Below are 24203 nucleotides of genomic sequence, written 5' to 3' on the forward strand. Positions count from 1 at the left end.
GGATATCTGGCTTATGGGACAAATAATATAAAGAGGTGAAAATATGACGTTATTCTTCAAAAAAGTAGAACATTTATTTACAAAGCTTTTGGAATTTATTATAACAGCTTCTTTATCTATAACAGTCTTATTAACTTTGTTGCAAGTTATTTATCGATATATTTTGCAACAACCTCTTCCTTGGTCTCAAGAAGCATTAATGATTAGTTTTGTATATAGCGTATTATTTGGTGCGGCAATCGCCATTAAAAACAATGAACACTTGACTGTAGATTTGTTTGAAAATCTCTCGAAACCATTAACTTTATTTCTAGATTTTTTACAATTTTTAGTTGTTGGAATGGTCATTATTGTACTAATGTATTATGGATACATACTTGTAATGGAGAACCTTCAATCCGGACAGACATTTGCTTCATTGCCAATAAAAAAAGCCTATGTTTACTTAGCTATACCAATAAGTGCTTTCTTTATGCTATTTTTCCATATTAAGAAGGTGTTTTCATGATTTGGCTCGTTATCGTATTGTTTTTGTTGATTATATTAAGAATCCCCATTGCATTTAGTTTAGGATTTGTGTCAATATTAGGTATTTTACTAATATCTCCTAGTTTATTAATCAATGTACCGAGACATATTTTTGGAGGAATTGATAATTTTACGCTTGTTGCTGTTCCATTGTTTATTTTAGCAGGAGAAATTATGACAAAAGGTGGTATTTCTAAACGTCTCATTGATTTCTCCAAAACAATTGTTGGTCCATTACCCGGTGGACTTGCCATGGTAGTTGTTTTAGCAAGTATTTTTTTCTCAGCATTAACAGGAACTGCAATTGCTGCTGCAGCGGCAATTGGTGGTATGATGATTCCAGCAATGAATAAAGAAGGGTATGATGTTAGATTTTCTTCAAGTCTAGTAGCAAGTGCAGCTACAATCGGACCAATTATTCCACCTAGTATTGTTCTTATATTATACGGTGTAATAGCCAGTGTATCTATAGGTGATTTATTTATTGCAGGGGTAATCCCTGGCTTACTTATGGGAATTGGGTTGATGGGATATAGTTATTATATTGGTAAGAAAAATGGCTATCGTTCCAGTGATAAAAGAGCTAGTTTTGTAGAAGTAATGAGTGGGATAAAAGATGCTATTTTAGCTTTAATTATGCCAATTATAATCATTGGAGGTATTGTATCTGGGATTTTTACTGCAACAGAGTCAGGGGTCATAGCAGTAGTGTATGCTTTAATTATAGGACTGTTTGTCTATAAGGAGATTACAATAAAAGACTTATTACCAATTGTGCTTCATACTGCAAAAACAACTGCAACAATTGTTTTTTTAATCGGATCAGCGTCATTATTTATATGGTTTTTATCGTATAATTCAATACCTAATCAACTAATAGAGATGATGGGAGGTATTTCAGAGAATCCGCTCGTATTGCTATTTATTATTAATGTCATCTTGTTGATTGCCGGTACATTTATCGATACTATTTCGGCAGTATCCATTTTTACACCTTTATTTTTCCCTTTAGTTTCTGCGGCTGGTATTGATCCGGTTCACTTCGGAATTGTAATGGCTGTCAATTTAACCATTGGTATGGTAACACCACCATTAGGAGTTTGTTTATTTGTTACATCTTCCATTGCTAAAATAAAGGTCCCTAAAATGTTTACGTATTTAATGCCGCAAATAATAATTTTACTATTCATACTTTTGGTTATTACGTATATTCCAGATCTAATCCTGTTTCCTGTAAACCTGTTCCATTCATAGAAAATAATTATCTAACGCCCAGTTCCTAAGTGTTAAAGGATATGGGCGTTTTGTTTTTGGCTAGCATTTCCTTTTTCTCATCAAAAGTTCTCCAAATTTTATACTTCGCTAACCGAGCGCTTCTAGCTGTTGTTCTTTCCATGTAAAAAATGTAAAAAGAGGTTCATTTGCTGAAAAAATAGCTTTCACGTGTAACTTTCTTGGTACGTTAAGCTGGTCTTTTCGGGAACTTTTTACGTCAAGATTGTAAGAAACAAAGATAGTTTTCCCGTTAGTATAACTCTCCTAGCTAAGCTGGAACCATACACATTTAATTAAAACATTCAGAAATAACAAATAATAATATCAATTTTAAATATTGACAACTTAGGCGAGTACTGATATTATGTGTTATAACGAAAATGAATATAACGTTTTTAAAACGGTATGTTAAATATAGTTATATAAATGTAGGATCATTGTTTTCTAGGATGGAGGTGAAAAGGTGGAAGAAGGAAATATATATGATGTAACGATTATTGGCGGTGGACCTATTGGTTTATTTGCTGCTTTTTATGGAGGAATGCGGCAAATGAAAGTTAAAATCATTGAAAGTCTGCCACAATTAGGAGGGCAGTTGTCAGCTTTATATCCGGAAAAGTTTATCTATGATGTTGCTGCATATCCAAAAGTGAAAGCTCAGGATTTAATTGATCAACTTACCGAACAAGCGATACAATTTAACCCGTCCGTTGTACTTAATCAAACCGTTGAAAATGTAGTTAAAATAGATAACGGAAACTTTCAGCTCATCACAGATAAGGAAGTGCATTATTCAAGAACCATTCTTATCACAGCAGGTATAGGTGCTTTTGAACCGCGACGGATTAAATTAGCAAATGCTCAAGCGTATGAAGGAAAGAACTTACATTATTTTGTAAAAGATATCAATCGGTATAAAAAGAAAGATGTTTGTATATTAGGAGGAGGAGATTCTGCTGTAGATTGGGCAATGATGCTAGAACCAATCGCCAAGAGTGTAAAAGTAATTCACCGTAGAGAACAGTTTCGGGCGCATGAACATAGTGTAGCGGAACTTCTTGCCTCTAGTGCTGAAGTTTTGACGCCATATCAGTTGGAGGAAATTTTAGGAGATGAACAAGTTGAGGAAATCATTATTATACACAATCAAACTGGAAAAAGTTTAAAAATTCCACTAGAAGAATTAATCGTAAACTATGGTTTTGTATCCTACCTGGGCTCTATTAAGAATTGGGGGGTGGAATTTAACAAGAATTCAATTATAGTAGACTCTGCAATGAATACCAATATTCAAGGAATTTATGCTGCTGGTGATATTGTAACATTTAAAGGGAAAGTAAAATTAATTGCAACCGGCTTTAGTGATGCCGCTACTGCAATTGGCAGTGCTAAAACATTTATCGATCCTAAGGCAAGGCTACAGCCGCAACATAGTACAACACTTTTTGAAAAATGGGAAAAGATGAAGGTCTGACAAAGGAGGAACAAGCATGGCATTTGTAATCACCTCCCCTTGCTTACAAGAAAAGTCAGCAGAATGTGTAGAAGTCTGCCCGGTTGACGCCATTCATGCTGGAGAAGATATGTACTATATAGATCCTGATTTATGTATTGATTGTGCTGCATGTGAGGCTGCTTGTCCCGTTCAGGCAATTTACGCAGAAGAAGATGTACCGAAGCATGAGGAGCAGTTTATTATCACACGTTAACAAAGATAGAATTTAACCACAGATGTTAACACAGCGTAGTGAAAATTTTAAAGTTTTCAGTATAAGTGCAACTAGTTCATCGCTTACAAAAAGGTTTGGTGCTTAATAACTTTTCTATAAAAAAAGAGAGTTTTCTGTGCAAAGCTTTTCCATATACAGTCTTAACTAAAATAATAAATGGTAGGTGAGAAAATGATCTTTAACACTAAAATGGAAACGCTTCCTATGAAAGAAATGGAAGAAATTCAATTAAATAGGTTGCAAGAAACGGTACAGACTGTTTATGAAAAGACACCTTTCTATCGGAAGAAATTAGCTGAACATAAAGTAAAACCTGAAGATATCCGATCATTAACAGATATTCAACGATTACCGTTTACAGAAAAAAAGGATCTCCGCGATCATTATCCATTTGATTTATTTGCTCTACCTGTAAATAAACTAGTAAGAATTCATGCCTCTAGTGGAACAAGTGGAAAACCGACAGTGGTTGGATATACAAGAAATGATTTAGATAATTGGTCGGAAATTGTTGCCAGAGCAATTGTTGCTTGTGGAGGTATGCGAGATCAAGTGTTACAAAACACGTTTGGCTACGGTTTATTTACCGGGGGCCTCGGATTACATTATGGATCAGAGAAGTTAGGGATGGCGACCGTACCGGTTTCCGGAGGTAATACAGAAAGGCAAATACTATTGATTGAAGACTTTGAACCGACAGTTATTGTTGGAACACCGTCATATATTTTAAATATTGCTGATAAAATGGAACAATTAGGAAAAAATCCGCGAGCAACTAGTTTGCAATACGGTATTTTTGGTGCGGAACCGTGGTCAACAGAAATGCGTGAGGAACTGGAACGAAGACTTGGCATTAAGGCGATGGATATCTACGGGCTGAGTGAAGTGATGGGACCGGGAATTTCTTGCGAGTGTAAAGAAGCGCAGCAAGGACTTCATGTGGCCGATGATCACTTTTATGTAGAGGTGATTCATCCTAAAACTTTAGAACCGGTAGCAGAAGGAGAAGAAGGGGAGCTTGTATTTACGAGTTTAACGAAAGAAGCCTTTCCAATCATACGTTATCGTACCGGAGACATTGCTTCGATTATTTCAGAACCATGTATATGCGGGCGGACGACAAGACGAATGTCAAGGGTAAAAGGAAGAATTGATGATATGCTCATTATTCGTGGTGTAAATGTGTTTCCATCAGAGGTTGAAAGTGTCTTATTAGAGATAGAAGAGCTTGTGCCGCATTATCAATTGTACCTTTCAAGACAAGGAGCGTTGGATAAAGTAACGTTAAAGGTTGAAATAAATGAACAGATTTACCGGAGCCTTGGACAAGATTTACAACACGATCATATTAAAGCGCTTTCTAACAAGATTTCATATCGTTTAAAAAACAAATGTCTAGTTAGTGTAGATATTCATATTGAGCATCCCGGAGCCATTCCACGATCAAATGGCAAAGCAATTCGTATCGTTCGGGACAAGGTTGCCCAAGTTTAGTGTTTGATTGATTATTGAATTACATGAAAGGAAATGAATCTAATGCAGATGTCATTTACTCAATTGACAGAGAAAGAAAAATACGATCATTTTATGGAGCGTATTGAAAACAATGAGAAAATTGAAGCTAGTGACTGGATGCCAGAGGATTATAGAAAAGCGTTAATTCGTTTAATTTCTATGCACGGTGTTAGCGAAATTATGGGAGCACTGCCTGAAAAAGAATGGGTACCTAAGGCGCCAACATTAAAAAGAAAATTAGCGATCATGGCAAAAGTTCAAGATGAAATGGGGCATGGACAGCTGCTTTTACGGGTGGTAGAAGATTTAATTAAACCATACGGCAAGAACCGAGAGCATATTTTGCATGATTTATTTAGCAAAAAATTAAAATTCCACAATGTATTTCATATGCCGGCACCTTCCTGGGGAGATGCTGCAATCATCGCCTGGCTCGTTGATGGTGCTGCAATTTTAACCCAGACGATGATGTTACATACATCTTATGGTCCGTACGGCAGAGCGTTAAAACGAATTTGTCAGGAAGAATCGTTTCATGCAAAGCATGGAGAAAGTCTCACGCTTGCATTAGCAGCAGGAACCAAAAAGCAAAAAGAAATGTTGCAAGGGGCGCTTGATCGCTGGTGGGAATCACTACTAACCTTCTTTGGTCCAAAGTCCAAAAAAGAAACAGGACATTCGAATGTCGATATTAACCTGAAGTATAAACTTAGAACGAAAACCAATGAACAATTACGTCAAGAGTTTTTGTCAAAATATGTACCAAAGATTGAATTACTTGGGTTAACAATTCCTGATGAAAACCTGCATTTTAATGAAAACACCCAAGAATGGCATTATACAGAACCTGATTGGCAGAATTTTAAAATAATTGTTTCGGGAAATGGACCGGAGTCGGATGCAAGAATAGCGTTGCGAAAAACTTCTTATCAAAACAGTCAATGGGTTCGTGATGCGCTGTGTGTTTATAAAGAAGCTGTCAATGAATTTGTTAGTTAATTTATCCCGCATGTAACTTGCAGTAAGACCTCCACTTCCATGCTACGAGGAAAAACCTAAGGAGGTTAGTTGGGAGGATCTAACTGCAAGTAAAAGCCCGATTGGTTCATCTAACATTTCTTGGGAAAAGCATTCCAAGAAATGAAGATTCACTTTATCCCGCATGTAAGGTGCCGTAAGCTTTCCCCATCAAGGGTTGAGAGAATACGTGAGAAGTATGAGCTGGAAAAACGGCACCTAAATGCCCGATTCGTTCAACTAACATTCCGTGTAAAAAGCGTTCACGGAATGAAGATTCACTTTATCCCGCATGTAAGGTGCCGTAATCCTCCCGCTTTAAGCACCTGAGCTGGTACAAAAAGGTCTAAGCGGTAGAAAACGGCACCTAAATGCCCGATTCGTTCAACTAACATTCCGTGTAAAAAGCGTTCACGGAATGAAGTTTCACTTTATGAATGGAGGTACAGCAATGAGTGATGACATATTTTATGAAGAATACGAGGTTTTTAGCAGAAAAAGAGATGGGTTGGCACTGGAACACCGATTTAGTTTAACGGCACCAAATAAAGAGATGGCTTATCTGTTAGCTAAAGAGAATTTTTTTCGCAGGGAACCGATAAAGGAGCTATGGGTCGTTAAGCGGAAAGATATTAGAATGATGAATCAAGAAGAGCGGGAAGCATTCAAGCTCTTAGATAATAAAGCATATCGAGAAACAAGAGGCTATACAGATTTGCCAAAAAAGTGGAAGGAATTCAAAAAAGAACCTCAAATAGAGGAGGCATAGTATATGAAGCAGCAAGATGATTATTATTTACGTGAATTACTGTATCAATTAGCAGATGATAATTTTATTCTCGCCTATCGCGGATCAGAATGGCTTGGATTGGCACCGCATATTGAAGAAGATGTTGCCTTTTCTTCCATTAATCAAGATATGATGGGGCATGCGGTAATGTATTACAGCTTACTTGAAGAAATCGGGTCAGGAAATATGGATGATCTATCTCACTCCAGAAAACCACAGAACTTTCGCAATGCAATTTTACTTGAATTAAAAAATGGTTCAGGTCACTATCTGGAAAATCCTGATTATGATTGGGCTTTTACCGTCGCTCGGAATTTTCTCTTTAGTGTTTTCAAACAAAATCGTTTGGAAGCACTTACGCAATCAAGCTATGAACCACTAAAGCAAACTGCTGTTAAAATTTTATCCGAACATTATTATCATTTCATGCATTGGGAAACTTGGTTTACGCAGTTAATGGCTAGCACCAAGGAAGCACGTGAGCGGATGGAACAGGCTATTCTCCGCTGCTGGAAAGAGTTTGCCGGAGTGATTTCACTAGGCATGTACAGTGCGGAACTGAGTAAGCGTAAATTAATTACCAGTGAAGCTGATTTGCGAAAGGCATGGCTTGATAGAATTGAAAACGTATTTCAAAAGTTGAAGTTCAGGATAGAAGAACCTCCAGGAATGGAAAGTGGAAATGGACGTAATGGAGAGCATACGAATGATCTAACGGAGGCATTGAAAGTGTTAAATGAAGTATACGGAGGTGACAAAGAAGCAGTTTCCTGGTAACAAAGACGAGATGAGGGATGGGTATGATGAAAAATTCACATCTAAAGGCTGAAGTACGTCACGTATTGGAGCAAGTGACAGATCCAGAAATGCCATTTATTAATATTGTTGAACTGGGGATGCTCGAGGATATAACTGTTCAAGATGATGATTTTGTTCAAGTGACGCTATTGCCAACATTTAGCGGTTGTCCGGCATTAGACATGATTAAAGCCGATGTGAAAGAAAAGGCAAAAAAATTATTAAACGAATGGAATAATGACCTTGTGATTGAAGTTATATTTAGTTTTCATCCTCCGTGGACAACGGATCGAATCAGCGAGGAGGGAAAAGAAAAGTTAAAACGAAATGGAATTTCTCCACCGCCAGCACAGTATTCTGCAGGTGAATCTTGGAGAATTGCATGTCCTTATTGTAATTCCATGTACACAACAATGGAGAATATTTTCGGACCAACAGCATGCCGAAGCATTCTTTATTGTAATAAATGTAAAAATCCATTTGAAGCGATGAAGCCAATCGCTAATTTATCCCGCATGTAACTTGCAGTAAGACCTCCCCTTCCATGCTATGAGGAAAAACCTAGGAGGTTAGGTGGGAGGATCTAACTGCAAGTAAATGCCCGATTGGTTCATCTAACATTTCTTGGGAAAAGCATTCCAAGAAATGAAGATTCACTTTATCCCGCATGTAAGGTGCCGTAAGTCTCCCACGTTAAGAGTCTGAGCTGGTACAAAAGGGTCAAGTGGAAGAAAACGTCACCTAAATGCCCGATTGGTTCATCTAACATTTCTTGGGAAAAGCATTCCAAGAAATGAAGATTCACTTTATCCCGCATGTAAGGTGCCGTAAGCTTTCCCACATTAAGAGTCTGAGCTGGTACAAATGGGTCAAGTGGAAAACGTCACCTAAATGCCCAATTCTATCAGTGAGAGATAAAAGAAAATCTCACTGATGAAGATTCAATTTATTCGAAAGGGTGGAAAATAATGGTTAAGTTAATTGCACTTTATAAACAGCCGGATGACAAAGCTGCTTTTGATGAGCACTACCAGAATGTTCATACGCCGATCACAAAGAAGATACCTGGGTTACGTAAGATGGAGGTTACGAAAATTGTTGGTTCGCCTACAGGAAAAAGTAAGTACTATCTGTTATGCGAAATGTATTATGACGATCATGAATCATTAAAAGCTGCGATGAAAACCAAAGAAGCAAAAGCCTCCGGAAAAGACCTGATGTCATTTGCAGGCGACTTGGTTACCATGATGATTGGTGAAGATGTTGAATAACTATCAATTTATTAAGGTTTGGACTGGCAATGGGATTGGAAAATTAAAGTTGCAACGCCCGGAAGTTTTAAACGCCATCAACCGATCCATGGTAGTAGAGATTTTAGCTGCTTTACGGGAATTTGATCAATTAGAACAAGTAAAAGTTATTGTTCTATCTGGCGCTGGCAGGTCATTTGCCGCTGGAGCAGACATTAAGGAAATGGCGGAGGAAAATGCGATTTCCATGGAGATGAAAAATCAATTTGCTGACTGGGACAAAATAGCATTAACTAAAAAGCCTGTTATAGCAGCCGTTCATGGATTTGCCCTTGGTGGTGGATTTGAGCTCGCATTATGTGCGGATATAGTATTTGCTGCAGCAAGCAGTAAGTTTGGATTTCCGGAAGTTAATCTTGGTGTTATGCCAAGCGCCGGCGGAACTGTAAAATTAACCAAACTGATGGGAAAAAGAAAGGCACTGGAATTTCTTTGGACTGGAAATCAACTTGAAGCAGAAGAAGCAAAGCATTGGGGTATCGTTAATCGAGTTTTGCCAGATGAACTTCTTTTACAGGAGACAATCGCTTTTGCCGAAAACCTGGCAAAGCAGCCTGCTTTATCCCTACGGTTAATCAAAGACACGGTTGAAAAGGCAGAAGACTTGTCTGTATATGAAGCGATGCAATACGAACGGAAAAATTTTAATTTACTTTTTGCTTCTGAGGATCAAAAAGAAGGTATGCAAGCTTTTATGGAAAAACGATCACCTCATTTCAAGGGGAAATAGGGGGATGCAACAGATGTATGAAACTATTCGTTATGAAATAAAGGATAAGGTTGGCTGGCTAACATTGAACCGACCTGAAAAATTAAATGCGTTTACGAATACGATGAATCAAGAAATCATCGATGTGTTGAAAAAAGCAGAAAATAATAATCAAGTTCGTGTACTTGTTATTACCGGTGCAGGAAAAGCGTTCTGCTCCGGTGAAGATATAAGCAGTTTACAAGCAGATATGAACTTGGGAGAAATTATTAAATCTCGCTATAAGCCAATGATGGAGAAGCTAGCACAAGTAGAAAAGCCGGTTGTGGCCTCGGTAAACGGTGCTGCAGCAGGTGCCGGGTTTAGTCTGGCACTTGCATGTGACTTTCGAATCGTCTCAGAAAAGGCTTCCTTTATGGAGGCATTTATCCATATCGGTTTGATCCCTGATTCAGGAAATTTATATTATCTGCCACGGATTGTTGGTCTAGCCAAGGCGCTGGAGTTAGCGATTTTAGGAGAAAAGCTAAAGGCTGATGAAGCGAGAAGGCTTGGAATTGTGACAAAAGTTGTTAAGCCTAATGAATTGGAAAAAGAAACAGTTGCTTTTGCTGAACGGTTAGCAAATATGCCAACAAAAGCTATCGGCTTAATTAAACGCTACATGCAAAAAAGCTTTGAAATGAACTTAAGTAACATGTTGGATTATGAAGCGTACGGGCAGGAGATTGCCGGGGGAACAGAAGACTATGTGGAAGGGGTTCAGGCATTTCTTGCAAAACGTTCCCCTGAATATAAAGGATATTAAACAAAGGGAGAGATGAATATGGTAAAAACGCAGGAACAACCTATTTTTGTAAAAGAGCTGAAGCGTGATATGTACCAAATGGTCATTAATGGAAAGCCTGTACATGCTAAATCAGGTGAAATGATGACAGTTTACAATCCTGCAACAGGTAAGGCAATTGCGGAAGTGCCAAAAGCTGATCGGGAGGATGTGGACACAGCTGTGGATGCTGCTCGAGCTGCTTTTGATCATGGGAAATGGAAACGTTATTCAGTCGGTAAGCGTGCTCGTGTATTAAATAAAATTGCCTCCATCATGCGAGTTCGATTTCATGAATTAGTTGAGATGGAAGTTATAAATAGTGGTAAAACACTATCTGCAGCTCAAGGTCAGGTAATGCAGGCAATAGAGGATTTTGAGTTTTATGCAGGCGCTATTGTAGGGCATCGCGGTGATGTGAATAATGTGCCGGGACAGTTTTTTAATTATACACAGAAGGAGCCTACTGGTGTAGCAGCACAGATTATACCCTGGAATTACCCGCTGATGATGGCGGCATGGAAAGTAGCACCTGCGATTGCTGCAGGCTGTTCGGTTGTACTAAAGCCAGCCAGTTTAACACCAACTACGGCTATTTTGTTAGCGGAAATTTGTACAGAAGCGGGTGTACCGGATGGAGTCGTCAATGTGGTGACAGGACCGGGTACAACGATTGGAGCTTACTTAACGGAGCATGAAGCAATTGATAAGGTTGCCTTTACCGGAGAGACGAGTACGGGCAAAGATATTATGGCAAAAGCTTCGGAAACCTTAAAACGGGTAACGTTGGAATTAGGAGGAAAGTCTCCTAATATTGTGTTCCCAGATGCGGATATAGATGCTGCTGTTAACGGATCAATTTTTGGTATCTTCTATAATACTGGTCAATCCTGTGAAGCAAGATCGCGGTTATTTATCCATGACAGTATTTACGATGAATTTATGGAAAGCTTTCTTGCCAAGACCAGTCAATTAATTATCGAAGACCCATTGTCAGAGAAGTCTCATGTTGGAGCGATTATTAGTCAAAACCAGCTGGAAAGAATTCATGGCTATGTAGAAGAAGCAAAACAAGAAGGAGCAACCGTTGTAGCTGGCGGACACCCTTTAAAAGTGGAAGGTTTTGAAGATGGCTATTGGTATGCACCAACGATTATTACAGGGGTAACAAACGATATGAAAATTGCTCAGGAGGAAGTATTTGGCCCTGTCGTAGTAGTTATGAAATTTACTGATGAAAAAGAAGTTATTCAGCTAGCTAATGATACGAGATATGGTCTTGCTGCTGCTATTTGGGCAAAAGATCAAGGGCTAATTAAGCGAGTGTCGGATGGACTCCAAGCAGGTGTTGTTATGGTAAACTGTCCATTTTCTGCTTTTCCGGGAACTCCTTTTGGCGGATATAAGCAGTCCGGTTTTGGCCGTGAACTAGGTATTGAAACTCTAGAACTGTATACAGAAACAAAAAGTGTCCTTTCCTTTGCTGGAAGGAAGCCGCTTAATCCATTTAACTTATAAGAAGAGCGGCTAACCTCAAATAGAAAAGACCATTACAGTCTGGAGAGATACTTCTAGATAAAAGCGAACGAATATCCACTTATGGAAAAAGTTCGCTTTTTATCCCGTATGTAAGGTGCCGTAAGACTCCCACTTCAAGACCTGAGTTGATACAAAAGGGTCTAAGTGAGAGAAAACGGCACCTAAATGCCCGATTCGTTCAAGGGCCTTTAGGTCATACCTAACATTCAATAGGAGATGGAAAAAAACTCCTACTGAATGAAGTTTCACTTTATCCTTATCGAGTACTGTTCAATAAGATGGGGATTGGGGGGCTTGAGTTTCATTACTTATATACTAACTACATCCACTGTGATAATTGAAATTATACTATCTCAAGCTTTGACCTGACACGACGTGTTAGTGTCAATCTTACAATAGGAGAAGAAAACACCGAAAGTGATACATCGCATCTTTTCTAGGAATAGCGATCTTAGCCGCCCCCAATACGTGTCTTAACTTTAGTGCAAAATCTAGTCGTACGATGAAATCGGCTGTTCATTTCTACCGAATTTTCGAAGTTCTTTTACAGAAAAACATTTGATCAGCTGATATTCGGTACGAGTAGAAGTGTTTATGAATTAGAAAGAATAGAGAAAGGGGATTTTTCAAATGAGTGATAGCTTAGTCGTTATTGGGGCGGGAGTAATGGGAAGGGGAATTGCTTATGTCGCTTCATTAGGTGGTTATTTTGTGAAGCTTGTTGATATAAAACAGGAAATACTTGAGCAAGCAAAAGCAGAAATTAACAAGCTTTATGAAAAAGGAGTCTCCTATGGAAAGGTAACAGAAGCTAAGGCAAATGAGGGAAAGGCTAATATTTGTTATGAAACAGAGTTAGAAACAGCGGTAAAAGATGCCACGATTATTATTGAGGCTGTACCTGAAGTAAAAGAAATAAAAAGGAAAATATTTGCAAGCATCGACCGTGCTGCACCAAAGAACTGTGTGTTTGCTACAAATACATCGACCATGAGCCCAACGGAAATAGCTTCATATACAACGAAACCAGATTTAGTAATTGCCATGCATTTTTTTAATCCAGTTCATAAAATGCCTCTGATTGAAATTATACGCGGCTTGGAAACAAGTGATGAGACAGCTGAATTTGCTGAAATAGTTGCCCGAAAAATGGGAAAAGAAACAGTGACCATCAATGAATTTCCGGGATTTGTAACAAGTCGCATTAGTTGTTTAGTTGGGAATGAAGCATTTTATATGCTACAGGAAGGACTGGGAACTCCGGAAGAAATCGATAAAGCTATTAAACTTGGATTAAATTATCCGATGGGACCGTTTGAGTTAGGAGATTTAGTCGGTTTAGATACAAGACTTCATAATCTCTGCTATTTACATCAAACATTAGGTGATAAATATCGTCCCGCACCACTTCTAGAACAATATGTAAAAGCTGGGAGATTAGGACGTAAAACAGGAAAAGGCGTTTACGACTATGAAGGAGAGGGAGATGGATGAAAGAAGTTGTCATTGTTGATGCAGTAAGAACCCCAATTGGCCGATATAATGGTGTATTAAAATATGTGCGACCGGATGATCTGGCGGGGGCGGTAGTAAAGGGAATCATAGATAGACAGCCAAAACTGCCGGTAGAAGCAATTGAAGAAGTTATTATGGGTAACGCTAATGGAGCTGGAGAAGAAAATAGAAATGTTGCCCGCATGGCTGCACTACTTGCCGGACTTCCCGTTCATGTAACCGGCACAACAGTAAATCGTCTTTGCGGCTCAGGTTTAGATGCAGTTAATATGGCAGCACGGGCGATTATGGTTGGGGATGGAGACATTTATATAGCCGGTGGAACAGAGAGCATGACAAGAGCACCATTTGTTCTGCCAAAACCTGAATTGGGATTTTCGCGAGGGAATAAGACCTTGCTTGATACTACCATTGGCTGGCGTTTTATTAATCCAAAGCTGGAGGCAATGTATGGTGCTGATTCCATGCCACAAACTGCAGAAAATGTAGCGAAACGTTTTAATATAACGAGAGAAGAACAAGATGATTTTGCCCATAATAGTCAAATGAAGGCGAAAAAGGCATTAGAAGCGGGAAGGTTTAGCGATGAACTCATTCCGGTTACGTATACACTCAATGGGGAGGAAATTACGGTTGATAAAGATGAGCATCCACGTCCAACAACAACCCGTGAAAAATTAGCCAACTTAAAGCCAATATATAAAGGAGGAACAGTTACGGCGGGTAATGCATCAGGAATAAATGATGGAGCATCGGCATTGTTATTAATGAGTAAAGAAAAAGCGGAACAATTAGGTATCAAGCCTATGGTACGCTACATAGCGAGCGGAGCTGCCGGACTTGAGCCTGCCATCATGGGACTTGGACCTATTGAAGCAACTAAAAAAGCATTGCAACGAGCCAATTTAGAAGTAGCAGAGCTTGATTTAGTCGAATTGAATGAAGCATTTGCATCACAGTCACTGGTATGTATAACACAACTTGAGTTGAATCCGGATATAGTAAATGTAAATGGAGGAGCGATCGCATTTGGTCATCCATTAGGAGCAAGTGGATCGAGAATCCTCACGACATTAGTGCATGAAATGTGCCGCAGGGATGCTAAATATGGTCTTGCCACGATGTGTATCGGTGTAGGCCAGGGGATTGCAACCATTGTTGAAAAGATGTAAATGGAGAGGAGAGCGTAAGAATGAGCCATGTTTTATTAGAAAAGAAAGAACAAATTGCCTATATTACAATGAATAGACCTGAAGTATTGAACTGTTTTAATTATTGTACATTGCTAGAGTTAGAGAGAGTGATAGAAGATTTATCGATCGATCAGAATATAAGAATTGTGGTCATTACAGGAAGCGGCGATAAAGCCTTTAGTGCGGGAGCTGATTTAAAAGAGCGTAGACATTTAGGAAAGAAAGAAGTAATCCGGAATGTAAAAAAGATTAGTTCTGTGTTTGAACAGGTTGCAAATTTACCTCAACCGACTATTGCGTTAATAAATGGATATGCATTTGGTGGAGGTTTTGAACTTGCGCTTGCTTGTGACTTTCGTATATCCGTTTCTTATGCGACAATGGGATTAACGGAAACAAGTATGGGAATCATTCCTGGTGCTGGTGGTACGCAGCGACTCCCAAGGTTAATAGGACAGGCGAGAGCAATGGAGTTGATTTTAACTGCGAAACGGATTTCCGCGGAGGAAGCTTTTGAGTACGGTCTCGTTAACAAGGTAGTAGAGTCGAAAGAACTTTTAGAAAGCTGTGAATTATTTGCTGAATCGATTATGAACAATGCACCAATTGCAGTTCAGCAAGCAAAATTTGCGATTCAAAATGGGATGAACACGGATCTAAAAACAGGGATAAAACTAGAAGAGAATGCATACCGACTGACTATTCCAACAAAAGATCGAATAGAAGCACTTGCAGCATTTAATGAAAAAAGACCTCCCCAATTCATTGGTGAATAATATCTATTGCTGTCTCGAAAACGATATCCGTTTTTACATTTTTTTAATAGTAACTTTATCTGGTTTATGTGCTAGAAACGTATCTTCTGATAGGTCAACATTGGCTCAAGTCTAAAGGAAGGCCGGCTAAAAGCGGGCTTCTCGCTCAGGTGTCCGCATACCCCTGTTGCAGGGGATGTTTCCTTTATCCTCTCAAAAGCTCTTCAGTTTGTATGCCACTAACCAGGCGCTTCCAGTTTTTGTTCCACTATAGGAAAGTATAAAACTTTATGGTTTATCCCGCATGTAAGGTGCCGTAAGATTCTCACTTCAAGAGCCTTTAGTTGATACACAAAGGGTCAAAGTGGGAGAAAACGGCACCTAAATGCCCGATTGGTTCAACTAACATTCAGTAGGAGAGGGAAGAAAACTCCTACTGAATGAAGTTTCACTTTATAGTATAAGAAAAACTACAGCTTTCGCTAAGGACTTGGCGACAAGCCAAGTTTTTCTAAGCTTCATGGAACGTGTTTATTCCATTATGAATCGTTACACAGCAAAAAATAGATGGTTTAACAGATGAAAAGGATGATCAAAATGCAAAAGAAACTGAATACACGTTCGATGATTTTTACATTATTTGGCGACTATATTCGTTACTATGGTAATGAAATATGGATGGGGAGTCTGATAAAACTATTGGAACCGTTTAACCATAATGAGCAATCTGTACGATCAGCTATTTCCCGAATGAGTAAACAAGGGTGGGTTGTTAGTCGTAAAGAGACTAACAAAAGCTATTATTCATTAACCGACCGAGGAAAGAAAAGAATGGAAGAAGCAGCCGGTCGTATCTATAGAATTGAGCCGGAGAAGTGGGACGGGAAATGGCGTATGCTTTTATACAATATTCCTGAGGAAAAAAGACAAATTAGAGACGAGTTGCGAAAAGAGTTAATTTGGAGTGGTTTTGGTTTACTATCCAATGGGGTTTGGATTACACCGAACAATTTGAAAAATCAAATTAACGATATTATTGATAAATACAATATAAAAGAATGTGTTCATTTTTTTACAGCTGATAATGAAGGTCCACAATCGAATAAACAGATTATAACGAACTGTTGGGATATTGACCATATCAATAAACGTTACAAAATGTTTATTAAGTTTTATGAAGAGGAAATGGTTGAAAATCGCCAAAAAATAGAGCAAGGGGAAATGAGTAATAAAGAATGTTTTGTAGAACGTACGCTGTTAGTTCATCATTATCGTAAGTCACTTTTTATTGATCCTGGTATCCCGCAAGAGCTATTGCCCGAAAAATGGCTGGGTGAAGAAGCAGCCAAGCTATTTAGCAGTTATTACAAAATTCTTGCAGAAAAGGCAAATGCATTTTTTGAAAAGGTTTATGCAGAAGGCTATGCAAATCAAAAAAATACGAGTACTCCAGCTATCTCTAACTTTTTTGAATTAGTAAATATGCCCGACTCATTTGATGAAAGATAGGGAGTGGTGACCGTCGTAAATAAATTAACCCGTTTATTGAATATAACGTATCCCATTATCCAGGGAGGAATGGGAAATATTAGCGATCCGAATCTCGCTGCAGCTATTTCCAATGCGGGAGGATTAGGGACAATTGGTGTTGGCGATTTGCCGATAAATGAGGCAGTTTATAAAGTCACGGAAATGCTGAAGCAAACGTCAAATCCGTGTTGTGTAAATATACCTATTGCTGTTCACCCGAATGTTAGTCACATCGTTCAACAGATGATTAATCTAAAAGTTCCGGTTGTTTCACTATCCGCAGGCAATCCTGCTCCGTTCATTTCTTTACTCCAACAGCATAAGATAATTGTCATATGTGTGATAGCTACTGTTCGGCAGGCAAAGAAGGCAGAAAAAGCAGGAGCTGATATTATTGTATGTGAAGGCTATGAAGCAGCAGGGATTAATGCCAAAAATGAAAGTACAACGATGACATTAATCCCCCAAGTTGTTCAACAGGTAAATATTCCGGTTGTGGCCGCTGGAGGAATTGCCGATGGAAAAGGACTTGCTGCAGCTTTGGCACTTGGTGCTTCCGGGGTACAAATGGGAACTCGTTTTATTGCTACAAAGGAAGCGCCTTACCATAAAATATACAAACAGGCAATTATCCAAGCTACGGATGAATCAACCGTTATTGTCGGACGCAGATATAATCGAATTCGAAGATTAATCAGAAGCGAATATGCATCTAAACTGTTAGAGATAGAAAATAAAAATGATGATCCTGCGATATTTTTTAAGCAAACAACAGAAAACTATCATAAGATAGGAGCTTTCGATGGTGATATAAAGAATGGATTTATTAATGGAGGACAAATTGCAGGTCTTATTGAGGACTGTCCTTCGGTATATGATTTACTTGAAACAATGACAGCAGACGCCAAACAAATATTAAAACAAAGCTTGGAAAAATTAGAGTAGCACTGATTTCATGCTATAAAAAAGCAGTCTTCTTGCTGAGATTGCTTTTTGGTTATGTTCTTGAGATTATATTCATTTTGACATGGTTATGAAAGCAGCTTTGTTTAGTTTACGTGCGCAAGCTGTTGCAAAGGTGCTTGTTTGATCCTGTCCATATCAATAGTTCTATTAGATTCTATGTGTTATATTCATTTTGTTGTTCTTCATTAAGGTCAACTCCTCATCAAAAACAGATAATGAAACTAATTTAATATGATAAGTACAATGATATCTATTAATACTGGAACCAACGGGTAACCCTAATCAATTTCTAACATTGTTACTAAAGCTACTAGTGTGACATCCGGCTTTTATAATAGTTTGTATAGCTAGGTTACCTAAAAACACACTTTTTACATGTTTAGTTGTACCTTTAGTAAAGAAATGCCCATGATTCTTCAATTAGACTAGCGATCTATCTGTCGTTATAGCTTTTTTCATATAAGGTGTATGACAACGGTTCTGCTTAATATTTTGCGAACTTTATCCCGCATGTAAGGTGCCGTAAGACTCCCACTTCAAGACCTGAGTTGATACAACAGGGTCTAAGTGGGAGAAAACGGCACTTAAATGCCCGATTCGTTTAAGGACCTTTAGGTCATACCCTTCTAGGTACTAACATTCAGTAGGAGATGGAAGAAAACTCCTACTGAATGAAGTTTCACTTTATGAGAGAAACGTCATCAAACTCCCGATTCGTTCTGTAACATTAGTAGAAGATAGGGGAAAATCCCTACTAAAATAATTCGAGTTTTTTAAGGTGTTTTTCCTATTTGAAGAAAATTAAAAAGATATAAGCTAGTTTTTTCCAATAAACATATGAAAAATCGAACTATTTTCCCAATAGGGTATTATTTGAATTTATGTTACAATATAACTATACATATAAAAGTACTAATTCTAGAATGGCAGGTGGGAGATTGATAGAAATTGGTTCTTTTATTAAATTAGAGAGAACGAAGCGTAATATGACACAAGGGGAATTATCAGAGGGCATTGTTTCATTATCCTATCTATCAAAAATAGAAAACAAAAAGACAAAGGCAAGCCCGGAAATTATTCAATTACTTTGTGATCGATTAGGAATCGAGGTTATGGACGAAACAGATTTACAGATTGAGGGGAAGTGCAAAGAATGGTATGATATGCTATTTGACAGATATGATAAGCATATTATCACAGCGAAGTATGAAGAATTACAACAGCTAATGAATCGAAGCATTAATAATCATACACTTATGTTTGAAATTCATCAAATCCGTTACTTCATCGTTTTACGTGACTTGGGAAAAGCGTTACAGAAAATGAATGAACTCCATGATATGGTTGATTCATTTAATTATGAAGAACGTTATTATTGGCATAAATTTAAAGGAGATTACTACTCACATAAAGAAGACTATGATCAAGCGATGCGGGATTATAAGTTGGCAGAGGAAAAATTTCGGTTAGCCAATATTAACGAAGAGGAAATTGCTGATTTGCATTATGCATTATCGATAGTCCATAGTAAATTATGGGAAATCCTAGAAGCTATCGATTACGCGAAGCAGGCAATGAAGGTATTTCAGCAGAACTATAGTTTTATTCGCTGTGCACAATGTCATATTTTATTAGGAATATCATATCAAAGAATTAAAAAGCCAGATAGAGCGATAAAAAATTTTAATTTGGCAATGAATCTGGGAAAATTAAGCAATAATGAAGATATCATTCACCTAGCACATCATAATTTGGGTTATTTTCATTCAATGATGGGAAATTCCGAAGAAGCCATTAAACATTATTTAATAGCTACTGAAAATAAAGATCTAACAGATAAGACAAAATTAGAAGCGATTACTCGTTTAATTCAAGAACTTTATACGATTGGGGATTATAAAAAAGCAAAAGCGTGTTTGCAACAGGCTAAGGAAATATTGGAATTAGCTAAATGCAAATATGATAAATTCTATAACAACTTTTATGACTACATTATTCAAGTATATACGTATTTGCTAAATGGTGATTTAAAAAAGTTTAGATCGTTATTAGCAGATGACTTTATACCTTATCTAAAACAACAAGAAGATTATCGACATTTAGTATTTTATGCAGAACTGTTAGCTGTTCACCTAGAGAAAATGGGTAAGTATAAGGAGTCTGTTCAATATTATAAATTAGCAAACAGGAGTTATGACAAATTAATCAAATTGTAGAGGAGGGATATAATATGAGAAAATTAGTAGTATCATTGGCATGTGGTGCACTACTTATTGGCGGATTTTTATTTACCAATAAACAATATGAAGATACAGCATCTCTAGAACCTTCTCCTACGGCTGTACCAACCATTCCAACCAGCAATTTGTGATAGAAACCTGGAATATTAGAGTTCCCCTACTTTTTTCTATAATTTCGATACTTGAGTATAAGGCGCTCTTGTAGATCCCAAGAAAAAATAAAGCGTGAGTTGAGCTCACGCTTTATTTTTTTCTGATAGTTGGATATAAATTCACCAGCAAATGTTATTACAACAAAAGTGAATTTATTTTTATGCCCTTATTAAATAATTCAAGAACACCTAATAAAAATCCTAATAAAATAAACGAACAGTAAAAAGCTATATTAATCCTTGTTTTATAGATTTTTATTTCATAAAAAAACAAGTCCGGTTTAGAAACAAAAGTGCAAATACATAGAACATCAGAAGTTTTATTTACAGATATACTTTTTGATATATAGTAGGGGGCTTATAATTTGCCCCCCCTACATTAAAATTTATCTACTACACAATTCTATATTAAAATTTGTTTAAAATCTTTACCTTTTTCTACATATGTATCAATAGATAATTGGATGAGTTCAAGGTCTTTTGCAGATACTTCACGAACTATTTTTCCTGGAGAGCCTACAACAAGCGAACGAGATGGTATTTTTTTCCCTGGTGGTATAAGGGTGTTTGCACCGATAATGCATTCCTCACCAATCTCGACATTATCTAATATCGTTGATCCCATTCCGATAATCGACCGCTTCCCTATCTTACAGCCATGAAGGATAACATTATGTCCAACGGTAACTTCATCCTCCACAACTACAGGACAACCTTCAAATAAATGAATGGTAGAATTGTCTTGAATACTACATTTTTCTCCTATCGTTATTGAATCTTCGTCACCCCTTAACACCGCATTAAACCAAATAGTAGATTCTTTACCAATGGTTATATCTCCGATCAAGTATGCTCCTGGCGCAACAAAAACGCTTTCATGAATGGATGGCTTGTGATGGTTGTATGGAATAATCAACATATCACCTCTCGAAATAGTTTTTATTTTAAGTTAATTATAACATTTTATAGTTGATTTGAGGAGCGTGTTATAAATTTGAATTTTACTATAATACGAAATAATTAACAATAATTAGCTTGTTTCAAGCGATTCTATATCTAATGGAACAAGGCACTTTGCTAAAGGAACAGTTCGTACACGGGTCTTTTTACATGGTTGTTACTACAATACAAAGTCACACAGAAATGGAATATTATCTGTGTGACTTACCTGGTTATAATCATTCCTATTACAATACTCACTAATAAAGAGATAGGTGTTTTAGAAGAAAAAAATATTAATTGATTGATTTTCTCAGTCCATATATTTCCGGATGGATATCTTTAACTCTTGGAATACGACGTAAATCAGATATGATAAACCAAACGAATGAAATGGAAAGCATGCCAAGACCACCGATAGCGAATACAAGTTGTCCGCCTAAAACCGATCCTAGGGTTCCCCCCATCAAAAACCCAATAGGCATGGCTGTAGAGGACACACTTGAAATAACAGAAAAAACTCTTGCTAATAGTGAATCTGGAATAATTCGTTGACCGGTTGCTGCTAGAAGTACTTGTGTAGCACCAAGCGGTATAAGGGAGATTCCGTATAAAATTACAGCGGGTACATCCCATGGCAGAAATGCGGAACTAATCCAAAATGCGGCACTAAACATATATGTTATAATCATTGTCTTTCCAAGTGGAAAAGCTCTGGCAAGCGAGCTTAACAATGCTCCAATCAAAAAACCGGCAGAAAATGCTCCCATTAAAAATCCATATATAGCGGATCCTCCTCGAAAATCTGCATAGATAGGCATCACGGCCAGGGCGATACCGAAAGAAAAGTTGGCTATAATGGTAGCGATAAAAAACTTGCTAATAATCGATTGAAACACATACTGAAATCCTTCCCTTAAGTCTTCCCCATACTTTTTAAATACCTCTGTCAGTTTCTGCTTTTCTTTTTTCTCTTTTCCGTTTGCTTTTAAAACAGGCATTGACCAAAACAGGAGGAAGGCGACAGTAAAGACAATCGAATCTAATAAATAGATAGTAATAGCACCAACCATGTTTATAAGTATACCAGCAATGCCATTAAACGTCATATCAATACCCTGATTAGCGAAAGAGAAAAGGGAGTTTCCTTTAATCAATTCGTCTTTTTTTAATAATTTTGGCAAGGCTACTGTTTGCGCTGGATAAGAAAATTGTTGAATACAAGATATAATTGGCATAATAATAAGCACAATCCAAACATGTAAATTTCCCGTATAGTGAGCTATTGGGATGATAAGTACTAAGATAATTTGGCATACTTGTGTTATCATTAATGTTTTTCGTAATGACCACCGATCAATAAAGGGGCCAGCTAAAAATTGAAAAACATGAGGGATTTTTGTCAAAAATCCAGCTAAGCCAGTGTAGAATGCAGAATGACTTAACTCATACACTAACCACATTGCTGCAATAGCATACATACTGTCTCCAATATTGGAAGCAATTTTTCCTAAAAAAAGCTTTGTAAATTGTTTGTTTTTTAATAGTATCCACATAGAGAAAAACCCGTTTCTTCTATATTGTATTATTTTACCCGATATCTAACGTGATCTAAGGCTTCCCAATTCAAGAGTAGAGAATACGAAGAAGTCTAAATGAGATAACGACATTATATATCCAATTCATTCTGGTGACAGGAAAAGTAAGACTTCTTGAATAACATCGCACGCAGAAAAAGCGTACTTCTTTTTCAAGGACAAGGAAAACTTCGCCAGCGATACTTTGCACGCCGAGAATGCCCAACTAAAAGAAGTTTCACTTTATTCGATTAAGTGATCCCAAAGCCATTGTTCCGGATATTTAGCAATCCATTCTTCTCCTTGTGTAAATAATTTCTGCAGGAAGGTAGACTGAGTTAATGTGTTAGGATCAAGTATATCTCCAATCATAAAACGAACTTTGCTCTCCCTTTCATTCCAAATAGAGCCAATGGGATATACTTTTGCTGATAGACGTTTAGCCAGTACATAAACACCAATTGGAGCTTTAAATGTTCCTCCTAAAAAACTTATTTCTTCTTCCTCTTGATTAATTCCATATGAAAACTCTGGAAAGATAATGCCGGTTGCTCCTCGCATAATAGCTTTTGCGAATTTTAAAGGACTTGTGTGTGAAGGAACAGGAACCATATTTGTAGAGGTGCTGAATGTTGCTTCAAGGTATGTAGCCATCCATTGTTGAATGATATCTATTTCATCACTATTCACGAGTATAGTGGTTTTATTAAAGTAACGTGTAATTAATGGCATGGACATTGTATGCATTCCCATATGAAAAGGAGCTAAAATAATCCGGTTTTTCGAATGGGGTGTTTCAATCATTTTTAACATGCGATCACTCTCTGGTTCGATTATCTGATCGTATTGTTTATTGTATAATGCCAGTGATAAGTACGTCCAAGCACACTTTCTTTTTTCTGCAAATAAACTATAAGCATGGCTGATTTTCTCTGCACGTGGCTTTAGAATTGAAAATTTATTTATGATGTTTACGTATTGCTGTTGATTTTTTTCTAACTCTGCTCTGTTTGAATCTAATTCCGTATCAACGATACTGTTAAAAAAACGATTTGCTAATTCTCGTTCATCTTTTGTTTGAAAGGAGATACTTTTCCAAATAGAATGGAAATGTAATAAATTATTAAAGCTTAAGATTGACATGTATGATCACCTTCTTTTTTATTGTTTAGCAAACGATATTCGTTTCTACATTATAGATCACTTTTTTAAAAAAATAACTTCGTCTAGTTTAAGCGCTCAAGCTATAGCAAACTTCGCTCTTCATCCTACGTAAGTCAACATCGGCTCAAATCCAAA

Annotated in this window: 23 protein-coding genes; 20 read left to right on the forward strand and 3 right to left on the reverse strand. The window is 37.4% G+C overall.

The features are described 5' to 3' along the window. Window positions 1–43: 43 nt before the first annotated feature. From KQI21_RS08015 to KQI21_RS08110, 20 genes are all read left to right on the forward strand, one after another. Window positions 44–508: a TRAP transporter small permease gene (locus tag KQI21_RS08015; RefSeq protein WP_216483687.1), complete on the forward strand. Its 465-nt coding sequence runs from the start codon at window positions 44–46 to the stop codon at window positions 506–508. Then, window positions 505–1782, forward strand: a complete 1278-nt coding sequence (locus tag KQI21_RS08020; RefSeq protein WP_216483688.1) for a TRAP transporter large permease — start codon at window positions 505–507, stop codon at window positions 1780–1782. The genes KQI21_RS08015 and KQI21_RS08020 overlap by 4 nt, the downstream gene beginning before the upstream one ends. A 484-nt stretch (window positions 1783–2266) precedes the next feature. Next, entirely contained in the window at window positions 2267–3277 is a 1011-nt protein-coding gene (locus KQI21_RS08025) for an NAD(P)/FAD-dependent oxidoreductase (RefSeq protein WP_216483689.1), read from the forward strand. A gap of 16 nt (window positions 3278–3293) precedes the next feature. Next, a complete protein-coding gene (locus KQI21_RS08030) occupies window positions 3294–3512 on the forward strand; it encodes a ferredoxin family protein (RefSeq protein WP_077319658.1) in 219 nt (72 codons plus the stop codon). Between the two features lie 192 nt (window positions 3513–3704). Beyond that, the gene (locus KQI21_RS08035) at window positions 3705–5027 is read left to right on the forward strand and encodes a phenylacetate--CoA ligase family protein (RefSeq protein WP_216483690.1); all 1323 of its coding nucleotides are present in this window, start codon (window positions 3705–3707) and stop codon (window positions 5025–5027) included. Between the two features lie 48 nt (window positions 5028–5075). After that, a complete protein-coding gene (paaA, locus tag KQI21_RS08040) occupies window positions 5076–6047 on the forward strand; it encodes a 1,2-phenylacetyl-CoA epoxidase subunit PaaA (protein WP_216484277.1) in 972 nt (323 codons plus the stop codon). 469 nt (window positions 6048–6516) lie between these two features. After that, window positions 6517–6834 (forward strand): 1,2-phenylacetyl-CoA epoxidase subunit PaaB, encoded by a 318-nt coding sequence (gene paaB, locus KQI21_RS08045; protein WP_216483691.1) that lies wholly within the window; start codon window positions 6517–6519, stop codon window positions 6832–6834. Between the two features lie 3 nt (window positions 6835–6837). Beyond that, a complete protein-coding gene (gene paaC / locus KQI21_RS08050; RefSeq protein ID WP_216483692.1) occupies window positions 6838–7632 on the forward strand; it encodes a 1,2-phenylacetyl-CoA epoxidase subunit PaaC in 795 nt (264 codons plus the stop codon). A gap of 26 nt (window positions 7633–7658) precedes the next feature. Then, on the forward strand, window positions 7659–8174 hold the full coding sequence (gene paaD / locus KQI21_RS08055) for a 1,2-phenylacetyl-CoA epoxidase subunit PaaD (RefSeq protein ID WP_216484278.1): 516 nt from the start codon (window positions 7659–7661) through the stop codon (window positions 8172–8174). 447 nt (window positions 8175–8621) lie between these two features. Continuing rightward, the gene (locus KQI21_RS08060; protein ID WP_216483693.1) at window positions 8622–8924 is read left to right on the forward strand and encodes an EthD family reductase; all 303 of its coding nucleotides are present in this window, start codon (window positions 8622–8624) and stop codon (window positions 8922–8924) included. Next, entirely contained in the window at window positions 8917–9693 is a 777-nt protein-coding gene (locus tag KQI21_RS08065; RefSeq protein WP_373687653.1) for an enoyl-CoA hydratase/isomerase family protein, read from the forward strand. The genes KQI21_RS08060 and KQI21_RS08065 overlap by 8 nt, the downstream gene beginning before the upstream one ends. Before the next feature lie 13 nt (window positions 9694–9706). Next, a complete protein-coding gene (locus KQI21_RS08070; RefSeq protein WP_216483695.1) occupies window positions 9707–10480 on the forward strand; it encodes an enoyl-CoA hydratase-related protein in 774 nt (257 codons plus the stop codon). Between the two features lie 18 nt (window positions 10481–10498). Beyond that, on the forward strand, window positions 10499–12016 hold the full coding sequence (locus tag KQI21_RS08075; protein ID WP_216483696.1) for an aldehyde dehydrogenase family protein: 1518 nt from the start codon (window positions 10499–10501) through the stop codon (window positions 12014–12016). A 651-nt stretch (window positions 12017–12667) separates the two neighbouring features. Further along, entirely contained in the window at window positions 12668–13531 is an 864-nt protein-coding gene (locus KQI21_RS08080; RefSeq protein ID WP_216483697.1) for a 3-hydroxyacyl-CoA dehydrogenase, read from the forward strand. Then, a complete protein-coding gene (locus tag KQI21_RS08085) occupies window positions 13528–14724 on the forward strand; it encodes a thiolase family protein (RefSeq protein ID WP_216483698.1) in 1197 nt (398 codons plus the stop codon). The genes KQI21_RS08080 and KQI21_RS08085 overlap by 4 nt, the downstream gene beginning before the upstream one ends. Before the next feature lie 20 nt (window positions 14725–14744). Beyond that, window positions 14745–15521 (forward strand): enoyl-CoA hydratase-related protein, encoded by a 777-nt coding sequence (locus KQI21_RS08090; protein ID WP_216483699.1) that lies wholly within the window; start codon window positions 14745–14747, stop codon window positions 15519–15521. A 576-nt stretch (window positions 15522–16097) separates the two neighbouring features. After that, a complete protein-coding gene (gene paaX / locus KQI21_RS08095) occupies window positions 16098–17009 on the forward strand; it encodes a phenylacetic acid degradation operon negative regulatory protein PaaX (RefSeq protein WP_216483700.1) in 912 nt (303 codons plus the stop codon). A 6-nt stretch (window positions 17010–17015) separates the two neighbouring features. Beyond that, a complete protein-coding gene (locus KQI21_RS08100; RefSeq protein WP_216483701.1) occupies window positions 17016–17975 on the forward strand; it encodes an NAD(P)H-dependent flavin oxidoreductase in 960 nt (319 codons plus the stop codon). Between the two features lie 959 nt (window positions 17976–18934). Then, window positions 18935–20212, forward strand: coding sequence for a helix-turn-helix domain-containing protein (locus tag KQI21_RS08105; RefSeq protein WP_216483702.1), 1278 nt, complete (start codon window positions 18935–18937; stop codon window positions 20210–20212). Between the two features lie 14 nt (window positions 20213–20226). Beyond that, the gene (locus KQI21_RS08110; RefSeq protein WP_216483703.1) at window positions 20227–20367 is read left to right on the forward strand and encodes a hypothetical protein; all 141 of its coding nucleotides are present in this window, start codon (window positions 20227–20229) and stop codon (window positions 20365–20367) included. 424 nt (window positions 20368–20791) lie between these two features. Here KQI21_RS08110 and KQI21_RS08115 read toward each other — a convergent pair whose 3' ends face one another. The 3 genes from KQI21_RS08115 to KQI21_RS08125 all read right to left on the reverse strand — a co-directional run bounded on the left by KQI21_RS08115 (window position 20792) and on the right by KQI21_RS08125 (window position 24047). Further along, entirely contained in the window at window positions 20792–21307 is a 516-nt protein-coding gene (locus KQI21_RS08115) for a gamma carbonic anhydrase family protein (protein ID WP_216483704.1), read from the reverse strand. Between the two features lie 316 nt (window positions 21308–21623). Then, entirely contained in the window at window positions 21624–22883 is a 1260-nt protein-coding gene (locus tag KQI21_RS08120) for an MFS transporter (protein WP_216483705.1), read from the reverse strand. A 264-nt stretch (window positions 22884–23147) separates the two neighbouring features. Then, a complete protein-coding gene (locus KQI21_RS08125; RefSeq protein WP_216483706.1) occupies window positions 23148–24047 on the reverse strand; it encodes an LpxL/LpxP family acyltransferase in 900 nt (299 codons plus the stop codon). Window positions 24048–24203: the final 156 nt, after the last annotated feature.

The organism is Virgibacillus proomii (assembly GCF_018916875.1).
Classification (GTDB): domain Bacteria; phylum Bacillota; class Bacilli; order Bacillales; family Amphibacillaceae; genus Virgibacillus; species Virgibacillus proomii_B.

Coding starts and splice junctions, on each gene's coding strand:
- KQI21_RS08030 (WP_077319658.1), top strand. CDS start 3,294: ATGGCATTTGTAATCACCTCCCCTTGCTTACAAGAAAAGTCAGCAGAA.
- paaA (WP_216484277.1), top strand. CDS start 5,076: ATGTCATTTACTCAATTGACAGAGAAAGAAAAATACGATCATTTTATG.
- KQI21_RS08120 (WP_216483705.1), bottom strand. CDS start 22,883: ATGTGGATACTATTAAAAAACAAACAATTTACAAAGCTTTTTTTAGGA.
- KQI21_RS08020 (WP_216483688.1), top strand. CDS start 505: ATGATTTGGCTCGTTATCGTATTGTTTTTGTTGATTATATTAAGAATC.
- KQI21_RS08035 (WP_216483690.1), top strand. CDS start 3,705: ATGATCTTTAACACTAAAATGGAAACGCTTCCTATGAAAGAAATGGAA.
- KQI21_RS08075 (WP_216483696.1), top strand. CDS start 10,499: ATGGTAAAAACGCAGGAACAACCTATTTTTGTAAAAGAGCTGAAGCGT.
- paaB (WP_216483691.1), top strand. CDS start 6,517: ATGAGTGATGACATATTTTATGAAGAATACGAGGTTTTTAGCAGAAAA.
- KQI21_RS08085 (WP_216483698.1), top strand. CDS start 13,528: ATGAAAGAAGTTGTCATTGTTGATGCAGTAAGAACCCCAATTGGCCGA.
- KQI21_RS08090 (WP_216483699.1), top strand. CDS start 14,745: ATGAGCCATGTTTTATTAGAAAAGAAAGAACAAATTGCCTATATTACA.
- KQI21_RS08115 (WP_216483704.1), bottom strand. CDS start 21,307: ATGTTGATTATTCCATACAACCATCACAAGCCATCCATTCATGAAAGC.
- KQI21_RS08070 (WP_216483695.1), top strand. CDS start 9,707: ATGTATGAAACTATTCGTTATGAAATAAAGGATAAGGTTGGCTGGCTA.
- KQI21_RS08060 (WP_216483693.1), top strand. CDS start 8,622: ATGGTTAAGTTAATTGCACTTTATAAACAGCCGGATGACAAAGCTGCT.
- KQI21_RS08110 (WP_216483703.1), top strand. CDS start 20,227: ATGAGAAAATTAGTAGTATCATTGGCATGTGGTGCACTACTTATTGGC.
- KQI21_RS08080 (WP_216483697.1), top strand. CDS start 12,668: ATGAGTGATAGCTTAGTCGTTATTGGGGCGGGAGTAATGGGAAGGGGA.
- paaC (WP_216483692.1), top strand. CDS start 6,838: ATGAAGCAGCAAGATGATTATTATTTACGTGAATTACTGTATCAATTA.
- paaD (WP_216484278.1), top strand. CDS start 7,659: ATGAAAAATTCACATCTAAAGGCTGAAGTACGTCACGTATTGGAGCAA.
- KQI21_RS08125 (WP_216483706.1), bottom strand. CDS start 24,047: ATGTCAATCTTAAGCTTTAATAATTTATTACATTTCCATTCTATTTGG.
- paaX (WP_216483700.1), top strand. CDS start 16,098: ATGCAAAAGAAACTGAATACACGTTCGATGATTTTTACATTATTTGGC.
- KQI21_RS08015 (WP_216483687.1), top strand. CDS start 44: ATGACGTTATTCTTCAAAAAAGTAGAACATTTATTTACAAAGCTTTTG.